The 13,265-nt window shown below is 41.1% G+C and carries 12 protein-coding genes and 1 tRNA gene; 6 read left to right on the plus strand and 7 right to left on the minus strand.

Annotated elements, in window-relative coordinates:
• Positions 1–12: 12 nt before the first annotated feature.
• Entirely contained in the window at positions 13–894 is an 882-nt protein-coding gene (locus PR761_RS02760; protein WP_006812869.1) for a D-hexose-6-phosphate mutarotase, read from the minus strand.
• 199 nt (positions 895–1,093) lie between these two features.
• Positions 1,094–2,089, minus strand: a complete 996-nt coding sequence (gapA, locus tag PR761_RS02765; RefSeq protein ID WP_006812870.1) for a glyceraldehyde-3-phosphate dehydrogenase — start codon at positions 2,087–2,089, stop codon at positions 1,094–1,096.
• A gap of 355 nt (positions 2,090–2,444) precedes the next feature.
• On the opposite strand from gapA, the gene msrB reads away from it, so the two are divergent.
• Positions 2,445–2,858 (plus strand): peptide-methionine (R)-S-oxide reductase MsrB, encoded by a 414-nt coding sequence (msrB, locus tag PR761_RS02770; protein WP_115164351.1) that lies wholly within the window; start codon positions 2,445–2,447, stop codon positions 2,856–2,858.
• 138 nt (positions 2,859–2,996) lie between these two features.
• Complete coding sequence (locus PR761_RS02775) at positions 2,997–3,287, plus strand: YeaC family protein (RefSeq protein ID WP_154611196.1); 291 nt, start codon at positions 2,997–2,999, stop codon at positions 3,285–3,287.
• Between the two features lie 41 nt (positions 3,288–3,328).
• On the opposite strand, the gene pncA is transcribed toward PR761_RS02775, so the two are convergent.
• The 3 genes from pncA to sppA all read right to left on the minus strand — a co-directional run bounded on the left by pncA (position 3,329) and on the right by sppA (position 7,030).
• Complete coding sequence (gene pncA, locus PR761_RS02780; RefSeq protein ID WP_154611138.1) at positions 3,329–3,952, minus strand: bifunctional nicotinamidase/pyrazinamidase; 624 nt, start codon at positions 3,950–3,952, stop codon at positions 3,329–3,331.
• A gap of 24 nt (positions 3,953–3,976) precedes the next feature.
• Complete coding sequence (gene ansA / locus PR761_RS02785) at positions 3,977–4,996, minus strand: asparaginase (protein ID WP_115164350.1); 1,020 nt, start codon at positions 4,994–4,996, stop codon at positions 3,977–3,979.
• A 180-nt stretch (positions 4,997–5,176) separates the two neighbouring features.
• Positions 5,177–7,030 carry a signal peptide peptidase SppA gene (sppA, locus tag PR761_RS02790; protein ID WP_039854024.1) on the minus strand — a complete coding sequence of 618 codons (1,854 nt, stop codon included), beginning with the start codon at positions 7,028–7,030 and terminating at the stop codon, positions 5,177–5,179.
• 386 nt (positions 7,031–7,416) lie between these two features.
• Between sppA and PR761_RS02795 the strand changes: the two genes are divergently transcribed.
• From PR761_RS02795 to PR761_RS02805, 3 genes are read left to right on the plus strand one after another with little or no spacing between them, the layout of a single operon-like run.
• Positions 7,417–7,968, plus strand: a complete 552-nt coding sequence (locus PR761_RS02795; RefSeq protein WP_006812876.1) for an NAD(P)H nitroreductase — start codon at positions 7,417–7,419, stop codon at positions 7,966–7,968.
• Between the two features lie 11 nt (positions 7,969–7,979).
• Positions 7,980–9,023, plus strand: a complete 1,044-nt coding sequence (gene selD, locus PR761_RS02800; RefSeq protein WP_006812877.1) for a selenide, water dikinase SelD — start codon at positions 7,980–7,982, stop codon at positions 9,021–9,023.
• A gap of 3 nt (positions 9,024–9,026) precedes the next feature.
• Positions 9,027–10,973, plus strand: a complete 1,947-nt coding sequence (locus tag PR761_RS02805; protein ID WP_006812878.1) for a DNA topoisomerase III — start codon at positions 9,027–9,029, stop codon at positions 10,971–10,973.
• 60 nt (positions 10,974–11,033) lie between these two features.
• On the opposite strand, the gene xthA is transcribed toward PR761_RS02805, so the two are convergent.
• Complete coding sequence (gene xthA / locus PR761_RS02810) at positions 11,034–11,849, minus strand: exodeoxyribonuclease III (RefSeq protein WP_006812879.1); 816 nt, start codon at positions 11,847–11,849, stop codon at positions 11,034–11,036.
• A 443-nt stretch (positions 11,850–12,292) separates the two neighbouring features.
• Between xthA and PR761_RS02815 the strand changes: the two genes are divergently transcribed.
• On the plus strand, positions 12,293–13,168 hold the full coding sequence (locus tag PR761_RS02815) for a LysR family transcriptional regulator (protein WP_006812881.1): 876 nt from the start codon (positions 12,293–12,295) through the stop codon (positions 13,166–13,168).
• A 1-nt stretch (position 13,169) separates the two neighbouring features.
• Here PR761_RS02815 and PR761_RS02820 read toward each other — a convergent pair.
• Positions 13,170–13,254: transfer RNA gene (locus PR761_RS02820), tRNA-Tyr, on the minus strand.
• Positions 13,255–13,265 lie beyond the last annotated feature (11 nt).

Below are 13,265 nucleotides of genomic sequence, written 5' to 3' on the forward strand. Positions count from 1 at the left end.
GGGGTTTTGTTTTTAGTCTTGGGGTCTATTTTCGCGACAAACCATCACTAAAGATAAACGTGCCGGATTTTGATCTTCTGATTTCATGGGATTGTGGATGCGGGCAGTTTCTACGCATACCATCTGTTTATAGCCATTATTTGGCATATCTTGCATACTGCAAGAGAGTTCCGCCCATGGATTCCAGCAAACGACATCACTATGATGATAATGGTGGAGTTCAATCGTTCTTTCCCAGCCATCATCGCGTAATAAGCTGTATTCCTCAGGTTCAGTATAGATACGGTCTACATGCTTATTGAATTTTAGTGGCTCTGAAGCATAAATTTCTCTGTCAGCAACTTTATCAATATAGTGCCCACCTAAGCCATACACAGTCGCTTTTTGAATATCACTAATATTGAAATAACTGTGTAAAGCTGCTGTCGCTTCAAAGTCACCATGGCTTTCTAACTCTAATTCACAAGTTTCCCCGAGCTTCATGCGTAAAATTAACGTAAATGCATGAGGCCACAGCTTACGAGTCGACTCGCTATCAGATAGCGTAAAGGTGAGGATCACGCCACAGTCATGTTCATTATGAGCGGTGAACTGCCAAGGTGAAATTCGAGCAAAGCCATGGCTAGGGCTACTTACAGGACCAAACCATGGCCAGCAAATTGGGATCCCGCCTCGAATTGCAATACCTTCTTGAAAGGCACTTTCTGGGCTTAGCCAAAGGCACGGTTTTTGACCTGAAGGTTGCCAATCAATTAATTGAGCTCCTTGCAAGCTGACAGCGCCGCGTACTTTCGGATGAGAAATAACAATAAGGGGTAATTCCCCAAGTTGGCGTTGGGTAATGTAAGGAGAAAGTTGCTTAATGACAGGTAAAGCAAAAATTTTATCATGCATAGTCTTGCGCCTGTAGTAATTGGTCTGTAGTCATGGCGATAGCTCAGTGGCTAGAGATAACAATATAACAAACTCACGATACTGCAAGTTGCATACAATTGAAGCTCTACACGCATCTTGGAGTATGTTGAGTCAGACTTCAATGGATACAAAAGAGCCGCCAAAAGGCGGCTCAGTCACACTAATAGCTTAACATTTCTTATTTAGAGATGTGAGCAATCAGGTCAAGAACTTTGTTAGAATAACCAGTTTCGTTGTCATACCAAGAAACCAGTTTAACAAAGTTGTCGTTCAGCGCGATACCTGCTTTAGCATCGAATACTGAAGTCAGTTTTTCGCCGTTGAAATCGGTAGATACAACATCATCTTCAGTGTAGCCCAGAACGCCTTTCAGTTCGCCTTCAGCTGCTTCTTTAATAGAATCACAGATTTGTGCGTAAGTTGCTGGTTTAGCCAGACGTACAGTCAGGTCAACAACAGAAACGTTTGGAGTTGGAACACGGAAAGACATACCAGTCAATTTACCGTTCAGCTCAGGGATAACTTTACCAACTGCTTTAGCCGCACCAGTTGAAGATGGGATGATGTTTTGAGAAGCACCACGACCACCACGCCAGTCTTTGTGAGAAGGACCATCAACAGTTTTTTGAGTAGCTGTCGTTGCGTGAACTGTTGTCATCAGACCTTCAACAATACCGAATTTGTCGTTGATAACTTTAGCCAGTGGAGCCAAGCAGTTAGTTGTGCAAGATGCGTTAGAAACGATTTCTTGACCTGCGTAAGCTTTATGGTTAACACCCATAACGAACATTGGGGTGTCATCTTTAGAAGGACCAGTTAATACAACTTTTTTCGCGCCTGCTTCGATGTGTTTACGAGCAGTTTCGTCAGTTAGGAAGATACCTGTTGCTTCAGCAACAACATCAACACCGACTTCGTTCCACTTCAGGTTTGCAGGATCTCTTTCTGCTGTAACACGGATTTTTTTACCGTTAACAACCAAGTGACCATCTTTAACTTCAACAGTACCGTTGAAACGACCGTGAGTTGAGTCATATTTCAGCATGTAAGCCATGTATTCTGCGTCGAGCAGGTCGTTGATAGCAACGATTTCGATGTCAGAACGCTCTTGTGCAGCACGGAAAACGATACGGCCAATACGACCAAAACCATTAATACCTACTTTGATAGTCATAGTATTTCCACCAGCTATTTATTCGTGAATTAAGTTGTAGTTAAAGTTACCAAAACCTTGCCAGCCGTCAAGCGGAATCGTGTCAATTATTGAAAAAAATCAATTCTGAAACCACTATCTGCATATTTGTCAGACACTTCAGCAGCAAATCTAGTCGCACGTATTATCGGGATTGTTCAGCATAATGAAACCATCCATCAGTGATATATGTGAGGAATGTCACAAATCAAAACGTAAAGTTCTAACCTTAATAGTCTAGAATAGTTTTCCTCAAAGTGTTGTTAAGTTTTTGTTGCTTGAAATTGGCGTATTATGGCTTTAGTAGGAATCTTGTTCAAAAAAGTATAGGTAATCAATGTCTAGTAAAAATAAACAAACTATTGATTTGTCAAAGCTTAACCAAATCCAACTGCATGTTACACAGCAGGCCGGTACGGAACCTCCTTTTAGTGGTCAATTATTGCATAACCGTAAAGAGGGTGTGTACGAATGCCTATGTTGTGGTACCCCCTTATTTCTCTCTGATACTAAATTTGATGCGGGTTGCGGCTGGCCAAGTTTTTATGAACCTATTACAGAAAACTCGATAAAATTTATCGAAGATTTTTCTCATGGAATGCATCGAATTGAAGTCCGTTGTGAACACTGTAATGCGCATTTAGGGCATGTATTTCCCGATGGGCCACAACCAACCGGTCAGCGTTACTGTATTAATTCAGCATCGTTAAGCTTTACCGATGATGAAACTGGCGAGAAGACTGATGGATAGGGTGCTGAAGTTTGCTGAATAAAAATATACTGTTTATAAAAACGATTCAGCCAAGGTATTGGTTTATCTATTCAGAATAAAAAGAATGATCATTATTTTGTTTAATTGATTTTGTGAGGCGTTAACGTGAGCGTAGAAATGGATGAACAACAAATAGAGCACTTACTGTCTGTCATGACCACTGAAATTTATCAGCGTTTAGTCACTGCAGTGGAATTAGGTAAATGGCCTGATGGAGTGGTACTTACTCCGGAACAGAAAGAAAACACATTGCAGATGGTGATGTTATGGCAATCTCGTCATAACCATGATCCAGAGCATATGACCGTCGGTACTGATGGTCAAATCACCATGAAGAGCAAGCAAGAATTAAAATCCCTATTCCAGGGAGATAGACTCGCAACACTCAAACCACAAGAAAATGATTAAGTTCTCCATTTTCCCCGCTGATTTAGCGGGGATGAACCATCTTATAGTGCATTGATATTGATAAGCTTTGCACCTGCAGTTTGCATTTCAGCTAGTGCATTATCGCTATCCTCAGCATCTAAATTGACGCCGCGGCAACCCTCAGCGAGTACATCTACTCGATAGCCAAGTTTTAATGCATCCAACACCGTAAATTTAACGCAATAGTCCGTTGCAATCCCAAGAATAATTAAATGGTCAATCTGTTGTTGCTGTAGCCAATCATGTAGCTGAGTTTGGCTCACATGGTCATTGTCAAAAAAAGCACTGTAACTATCGACCTGCGGATTTTCCCCTTTGGTGAATACCGCTTGGATAGCATTGATATTGAGCTCAGCATGAAAATCTGCACCATGGGTACCTTGAACACAGTGGACAGGCCACCAGACTTGAGGGTGCCCATTTAGCTGCCCAAGGGTTCCGACGGGCTGACCAGAATTACTGGCAAAGCTTAAATGATCAACTGGATGCCAATCTTGACTGGCGATCACGACAATATCTTCTTGCTGACAGATATCAATTACTTGGTTGGCAATGTGAATCACATGTTCACTCTGTTTGACAGCCAGTGCGCCACCAGTACAAAAATCATTCTGTAAATCGACTAATAGTAAGGCGGATTTCATTATTTCCTCAATTTATTTATCTGGCTATTCATCTGTATAGCTCAGTTCACCACGAAGATTATTTTGCATTAACTCACGAATGTGCTCAGAAGTGTAATCTTGGCTGAGTAAATAATGTAATTTACTTAAAGCGGCTTCAAATGTCATGTCGTAGCCACTGATAACACCCGCTTCGGCTAAAGCATGACCCGTTGCATAGCCTTCCATATTAACCCGTCCAGAAATACATTGGGTTAGATTGACAACAATAATGCCTCGGGAAGTGGCTTCGCGGAGGATACGTAATAATTCAGGTTGCTGAGGAGCATTTCCGACGCCATAAGAACGTAGAATTAGCGCCTTAACGGGTTGCTGTAAGATATTTCTAACGATCTCAATAGATAAGCCTGGATATAACGTGACCACCCCAATAGGTTGAGGTGTAATTTGATGCGTGATTAGCTCACCGATGCCAATCGGTGCAGGACAGGTGTTGAACGTACGTATATGAATCCCAGCCTCCATGAGTGGAGGGCAGTTTGGTGAAGTGAAGGCTTCAAAACCATCTGCATGAGCTTTAACGGTACGATTGCCACGGTACAGTTTGTTATTGAAAAATAAGCCAACTTCATTAATCGGGTAATTTGCAGCTAAATAGAGCGCATTCAGCAGATTGGTTTGCCCATCGGAACGTAAAGCTTCTAAGGGTATTTGTGACCCTGTCACAATGATGGGTTTCTTCAGATTTTCAAACATGAAAGAGAGTGCTGACGCAGTAAACGCCATGGTATCGGTACCATGTAAGATCACAAACCCATCATATTGATGGTAATTTTCGCTGATATCATTGGCAATATTTTGCCAATCTTCAGGCGTAATATCAGAAGAGTCGATTAAGGGATGGTGCTCACGGATGGTGAATGTCGGCATTTCTGGGCGATGGAATTCTGGCATTTGTGCCAATTGAGCCTGTAAGTGACCAGAAACGGGGATATAGCCTTGTGGCGAGTGGCGCATCCCAATGGTGCCTCCAGTATAGACGACATAAATCGATTTCTTCTGCATTGCTTTACCTAATGATGACAGATGAAGTTCTGTGTATTAATAATTTGGATTATAAGGATTTTGGCCTATTTGAAGGTGATAATCTATGGCTAAAACAATATTTTGCAGATTGATGTTGTGGCAAGAGGGATTTACATGAGTGGAATTCCCCTCTAATTCGAGATTAGAGGGGAACGGTGATCAGTTAATATCGGCGCAGTTTAGGCAAAATGCGTAACGATTTTGAGGATCATTCATTTTTAAGAAAAATTGTGCTTGCTGGCGAATGTCAGTCGCAACAGCCGGTGGTAAGAAACTTTGCAGTACATCCGGCATCATCACTTGAACATTATTGGACAATTCAAGAATTAATTGGTCCATAAATGAGAGCTCAGGTTGCATCCAGTCCAGTTCAATGGAATCAACTTTAGCCAGTTCAGCGGCTTTATTTACGGCATCGTCAAAATCACCAAGTTTATCAACTAAGCCAATGTTTAATGCATCTTGACCCGTCCATACACGGCCTTGAGCAATTTTATCAATTTCTGCTGGTGTCTTATTGCGGGACTTAGCAACTAAGCCAATGAATGTTTCATAACCATTTTCGATGGTAATTTGCATCATATCAGCGAATTCTGGACTGATCCCTTTGGTGAGAGAAATATCGGCTAAGGGTGATGTTGAAACACCATCCGTATATACACCAATAGATTCTAGTGAATTCTCAAAGGTATTAATAACTCCGAAGATGCCGATAGAACCCGTTAACGTGCTTGGACTTGCAATGATGTAGTCTGCAGGTGTCGAGATCCAATAACCACCTGATGCCGCCATACCGCCCATGGAAACTACCACAGGCTTACCTGAAGCTTTGGCGGCTGCCAGTTCATTACGGATCAGATCTGAAGCGCTAACGCTTCCTCCAGGACTATTGACCCGCAATACGATGGCTTTGATATCGTCGTTTAATCGTGCATCACGAATTTGAGCTGCGATGGTTTCTCCCCCAGCAATTCCCGGAGTTTGAGGGCCATCCATAATTGCCCCTTGAACCACGATGACAGCAATATTTCCTGCAGCATTACTGGTTTCGGCAATTTTACTTGAGTAGTCATAGATGCTGATGCTGTTAAACGTTTTATCTTCTTTGTTCCATCCAAAATGCTTAGACAAAATATCTTCAGACTGTTCACGTGTATAGATTTTATCCACGAGTTTCTGCTGTAAAGCATATTGTGCGCTGTCTCCCTTAACGGCACGAAGCTGAGTGATCAACTGTTCTGCACCCGGGAAAATTTGGACGGGCTTAGTTTGGCGGTTATCCGCAAGGGCTTTTAAATAATTATCCCAAAGAGTATTTAGCCAAAGAAGGTTGGCTTCACGCGCTTCTGGTGACATATTATCGCGCATCATGGGTTCTACGGCTGATTTATAAGTTCCCACGCGGAACACATGGCTACTGACTTTTAACTTTTCTAATAAGGATTTGTAATACAGTGTATTCGTAGAGAAACCATACACACCGACATTACCGTGTGGTGCAATGAAAACATCATCAGCAAAACTAGCAAGATAATATTGTGATTGGCTATAACTATCACCGACGGCATAGACGGGTTTACCAGAGGCTTTAAACTGTTCAATTGCTTTTCCAATATAAGCAATTGACGGCTGATCTGCGCCAGCAAGGTTATCTAAGCGCAGTACCATGCCAGTGATGCGGTCATCATCTGCAGCGGTACGGATCGTATCCACAATATCAAATAGAGAATTCTCCTGCATGAGGTTGTTGGATGTACCAAGTAGCTCACGGCTCATGCGACCAAAAGGATCTGGAGAGGAAACCTGATCAACCACAACTCCTTGAAGGTCGACAACAAGAGCACCAAAATAATTTTTTTCTGGTTTATCCTCAGATTGAAGTAGGGAGTAGGAACCAATAACTACAAATACCAATACAAAGAAAATGACATTAAAAATCAGTTCCCGAATAAAGTTGATCGCTCGCCAGCTAAATTTAAATATAGTGGCGAAGATGTCCCAGAGTTGTCGCATTTTATCTCCAGTTGAAGGATATTCATCATAGTTTGCATCATCGGTATGACACACGAATAATTTAGAATATCATCTAATTAATTACTGATTAATACTTAAATTAACCAATAGATTCATTCCTATACAATTGTTCACTAATGTAATACAGGATTATTCATAACAAAACCGTTATGAGCGAGGTACAATGGGTGAATGATATTTTTCACTCGTTGGAAATGATATAATTCAATGAATTAATCCTACTAATGAGCCATACTCTGTTGATTAATAAATATGATTAGTACGCTAAGTTCGATTTCATATCATCAACAAAAGTAATCATTTAAATGGATAATAATTCTGTTCTGCTGATTGCTACATCAGCTTACTCTTAATCGGAGACCAATATGGATGCTTTAACGCTTTTGTTGAACCGCCGTTCAGCTTCAAGGCTGACTACCCCAGCACCGCAAGGTGAGCAATTAGATAATATTTTAGCGGCAGGGATGCGAGCACCTGACCATGGGGCTCTGAAACCATGGCATTTTATCGTCATGCAGGGTGAAGGAATCAAGCGTTTTAGTCAATTACTTGAGAAAGCGGCAATTGAAGGTAAGCTTGGTGAAGAAGTTGAAGAAAAAGCACGTAATGCGCCTTTCCGTGCCCCGTTGATTATCACCGTTATCGCCAAAGTTACTGACCATCCTAAAGTTCCTCAATGGGAACAAATTGTCGCAGCAAGCTGTACAGTACAAGCTATGCAAATGGCCGCGGTAGCTCAAGGATTTGGTGGTATCTGGCGTTCAGGCTCTTGGACTGAAGATGCCGTGGTTCGTGAAGGGCTTGGCTGCGAAGAAAATGACCACATTGTTGGCTTCCTTTATCTGGGAACTCCTGAATTAAAAGCGCCATCTAAAGTTCAGTTACCAGACATGAATGGATTTGTGACGCATTTCTAAAGAGATACAACATGACAGAAAAAATTAGATTGACCCAATACAGCCATGGTGCCGGCTGTGGATGTAAAATCGCGCCAAAAGTGTTAGAGCAAATCCTGCATTCAGAACTCGCTAAATTCCATGACCCGCACTTGTTAGTGGGAAATGAAACCAAAGATGATGCCGCGGTTTATGATCTTGGTAATGGTATTGGTATCATCAGTACGACTGATTTTTTTATGCCAATTGTTGATGACCCATTTGAATTTGGGCGTATTGCCGCGACTAATGCGATCAGCGATATTTTTGCTATGGGCGGAAAGCCGATTATGGCGATTGCTATTTTAGGCTGGCCAATTGCTAAATTGCCGCCTGAAGTTGCACGTGAAGTCATTGAGGGTGGACGAGCCGCCTGTGCTGATGCAGGAATATCATTAGCAGGAGGACACTCCATCGATACACTAGAACCTATTTTTGGTCTGGCGGTTACCGGAGTAGTCAATACCGATTTTGTGAAGAAAAATAGTGCTGCAACCGCAGGCTGCGAACTGTTTTTAACCAAACCACTGGGCATTGGTGTATTAACAACAGCGGAGAAAAAAGGCCTTTTACTGCCTGAGCATCAACATCTTGCCGCAGAAATCATGTGCCAAATGAATAAGTTGGGTGCGGTTGTTGCCCCTCTTGATGGCGTTACAGCAATGACTGATGTGACTGGATTTGGTCTTTTAGGTCACTTAAGTGAGATCTGTGAAGGATCCGGTGTACGCGCTGAGATTTCCTTCAGTCAAATCCCTAAACTTGCGGATGTTGAAAAGTATATTGAAGCAGGTTGTGTACCCGGTGGGACACAACGTAATTTTGATAGCTACGGGCATCTCATCGCACCAATGACAGATATGCAACGTAAGTTACTGTGTGATCCTCAAACCTCAGGTGGACTACTGATTGCCGTAAAACCAACGGAAGTCTCTAAAATTAAAGACATTGCACAGCAGCAAGGTGTTTTGTTACAGTCTGTCGGTAAATTATTACCTCCACAGGACAATGTGCCTTTAATTGAAGTGATAGATTAATCTATGCGTTTGTTTATTGCGGAAAAGCCCAGCCTCGCGCGGGCAATTGCGGATGTACTGCCAAAACCTCATCGTCGGGGGGATGGCTTTATTCAATGTGGTGATGACCAAATGGTGACTTGGTGCATTGGACATCTATTAGAACAAGCTGAACCGGATGCTTATGATCCGCGTTATGCGCGTTGGAATCTGCAAGATTTGCCTATTATTCCCGAAAAATGGCAGCTAAAGCCGCGCTCCGCAGTAACCAAACAATTGAAAACGATTGATACGTTACTAAAACAAGCCTCTGAAGTTGTTCACGCAGGAGACCCCGATAGAGAAGGGCAGCTGCTGGTGGATGAGGTCTTGGATTACTTTAATCTTCCTTCTGATAAACGTAAGAATGTAAAGCGTTGTTTAATTAACGATTTAAATCCGCAGGCCGTTGAGCGTGCGATCGAGCGCTTACGTGAGAATCGTGAGTTTATTCCGCTTTGTGTTTCGGCGTTGGCACGAGCTCGCGCTGATTGGTTATATGGTATTAATATGACCCGCGCCTATACTTTATTAGGGCAACGAGGCGGTTACCAAGGGGTTCTTTCTGTAGGGCGAGTACAAACGCCAGTATTAGGGTTGGTGGTTAGGCGCGATGAAGAGATAGAACACTTTGTTGCGAAAGATTATTTTGAAGTGAAAGCTCATATTGTTACTCCGCAAGATGAGCACTTTGTAGCAACATGGCAGCCGAGTGAATCCTGTATAGATTTTCAAGATGAGGAAGGACGCTTAATTCATCGTCCTCTCGCTGAGCATGTGGTTTCCCGGATCACTGGGAAACCAGCATTAGTCACTCAATACCAAGATAAACGTGAATCTGAAGTGGCGCCATTGCCATTTTCATTATCCGCACTTCAAATTGAGGCAGCCAAAAAATATGGTTTGAGCGCTCAAGAAGTTTTAGATATCTGCCAAAAACTCTATGAAACCCATAAGCTCATTACCTATCCCCGTTCGGATAGCCGCTATCTACCTGATGAACACTTTGCCGGTCGTCACGCAGTATTAAATGCGATTGCAGTTCACCAACCAGAGCTCACTGAATTTGAGTTACCTGAATTAGATAAGAAAAATCGATGCTGGGATGATAAAAAGGTGGATGCGCACCATGCCATCATTCCCACGGCTAAATCCAGCTCTGTTCGTCTTACAGAGAATGAAAGTAACGTTTATCAGTTGGTTGCTCGCCAATATATTATTCAATTTATGGCTGATGCTGTTTATCGTAAATGCACTATTGATTTAGATATTGAGAACGGTAAGTTTAATGCGAAGGCTCGATTCCTTGCAGAGGCTGGTTGGCGTGTGGTTTTAGGGGGCAAAGAACGTGATGCCGAAAACGACGGTATGCCACTACCTGTCGTCAAAAAGGGGGATGAGCTGTTATGTGAAAAGGGGGAAGTGATTGAAAGACAAACTCAACCTCCGCGTCCATTCACAGATGCAACCTTATTATCAGCGATGACAGGAATTGCCAGATTTGTCCAAGATAAAGCATTAAAAAAAGTATTGCGTGAAACGGATGGATTAGGCACTGAAGCGACAAGAGCAGGGATTATCGATCTCTTATTTAAGCGACAATTTCTCTTTAAGAAAGGGCGTTATATTCACGCTTCTCCCGCTGGGCGAGCACTTATTCACGTTTTACCTGATATGGCAACATTACCCGATATGACCGCTCACTGGGAATCTCGGTTGACTCAAATTAGTGAAAAGCAGACACGCTACGATGATTTTATGCAGCCATTAAGCCAAACTTTAGTGGAGCTAATCCATCAGGCTCGACAGTATACTAACTTGCGTGCATTCAGAGAACTACCGCCAGCACCAAACGCTAAAGGCGCTAAAAAAGGGACGAAAAAATCAGTTAGTGCAGGGAAAACAAAAAAATCGAACCAGTCAGCGACCTGAATATATAAAAAGGAGCTAATGATTAGCTCCTGCTCAATTTAAGTATAAATAATGAATAATTTAGGCTTTTGTTAAATCAAATTCAGCCCAAACAGGGGCGTGGTCAGAGGGTTTCTCCATCCCGCGAATTTCAAGATCGATTCCAGTAGCCGTGCACCGGCTTGCTAATTTCTTAGAAGCGAGTAACAAGTCAATACGCAGACCACGATTGTCATCAAAGCCTTTAGATCGATAGTCAAACCATGAATAGCTGTCAGTCGTGTCAGGATGTTGTTCACGGTATGTATCGACCAAACCCCAATCAAGTAATCTCGCTAGCCATTCACGCTCTTCAGGTAAGAAAGAACATTTTCCTGTTTTTAACCAGCGCTTACGGTTGACTTCACCAATACCAATATCCAGATCTGTTGGGCTGATATTCATGTCACCCATAATTAGCAGTTGTGACTCTGGAGTTTGAGTCGATGTCACATAGTCTTGCAAATCTTGGTAAAATTTTTGTTTTGCAGGAAATTTTGTTGGGTGATCTCGGCTTTCTCCTTGAGGGAAGTAGCCATTTACGACAGTTAATAGCCCTTGGTTGGTTTGGATGTCCGCCATAATGATTCGACGTTGTGCATCTTCGTCATCGTTAGGAAAACCTTTTCTAACAGCAATAGGTTCATTTTTAAGTAACAATGCCACACCATAGTGAGCTTTCTGTCCGTGATAAAAAACATGGTAGCCTAATTTACTCACTTCATCGTACGGGAACATATCATCGTGCACTTTAGTTTCCTGTAGTCCAATGACTTCAGGTTGGTGCTTTTCAATGATAGCTGCCAGTTGATGAGGACGAGCTCGCAGTCCATTAATATTGAACGAAATAAATTTCATGGTTATTTATCACCCATTGATTAGACATAACTGAAGTGATTCTATCAGATGCTACCTATAGTGTAACTATTAAATATATTTTGATTATAATTTATTAGTCTGTTTTAAATTATCTAATTAATAAATTAATGGTTCTTAATTAAAAAATAATTGTTTAAATTATAATTGTAATGCTTTAATTTAATTTAAAGTCAATTGGTTATTTATATTTTAATATGATTTAATGGTAGAGCAATAAAAAATAATTAAATGAAACAGTATAATATATTGCTTTGCTATGTAGGAAATTATAAAAATACTTTTATGAAATATTGTTACTCATCAAATGAAAAAAACGCATTTAATTTTTATTTGATGTTAGAGATTATGGGTCAATCAACATGTTATTACTTAAAAATAATCATGATGGTTTACGTTTCAATAAATAGAATGGGGTCATAGATATGTTCTTTTCAAGAAAATTAGAGGCGTTTATGGCAGTTGTTGAGAATGGCTCGTTAAGCAAGGCTGCAAGGGTGATGAACCGCACGACACCTCCCATCGCAAAATCGATAAAAGACTTTGAAACTAGTCTGGGTAAGCGACTTTTTAAGAGAGAAAAATTTGGAATGACATTAACTAAAGATGGTCAGGAACTTTATAATGATCTCAGGGATCTCTACTTGCAGGAGAAAGAAATAACGAAAAAACATTTCTCTGGTTATATTGTTAATGAGGCGAATATTTATTATGACTGGGGTAAGGAAAATCATTTAATAAATTTATATCAAGCAGCACATAAAAATAATGTACAAGTTAATATATTAAGGTTTAACTATGATGAAGTAGATGAAATTGTTGACTATGATGGTAATACTTTAATTTTAAGTTCTGAATTAGTCATCAGTGAGAGATTTTCATTACAAAAAAAAATCGAAAACTCACCATTGGGTATTTATTGTAGAAAAGAATTATATGAAAAATTTAATCATGATGTGAAGACATTACTGCAACAGAGTACATGGTTATGTGACCCATCATTTTATAAAAGTACATTAATGAGTGATTTGCTTACGAAAGTAGAAGCGATAAACAGTAAATCCAGTATCCGACAGATGGACAATATTGGTTGTTGCCAGAGTTTTATTCAGGATGGGGATTTTATTGGGATTATCGACCACTATCCAGAAGATGAATTGGTGGATAAGTCTCTGATCTATGTATCGCTTAATGGGCTTTTAGAGAGAAGCGATTGTTATATTTATAAATCTAAATCACATTCTAGTGTTTTAAATCGATTTATGGGAGTTGTAGACAAACTAGGAGTCGAAAACATCTAGATGGTGGTGGGAGAAGGATTCGAACCTTCGAAGTCTGTGACGGCAGATTTACAGTCTGCTCCCTTTGGCCGCTTGGGTATCCCACCAGATTTTGAAT

The organism is Providencia sp. PROV210, assembly GCF_028479445.1.
Classification (GTDB): Bacteria; Pseudomonadota; Gammaproteobacteria; order Enterobacterales; family Enterobacteriaceae; genus Providencia; species Providencia rustigianii.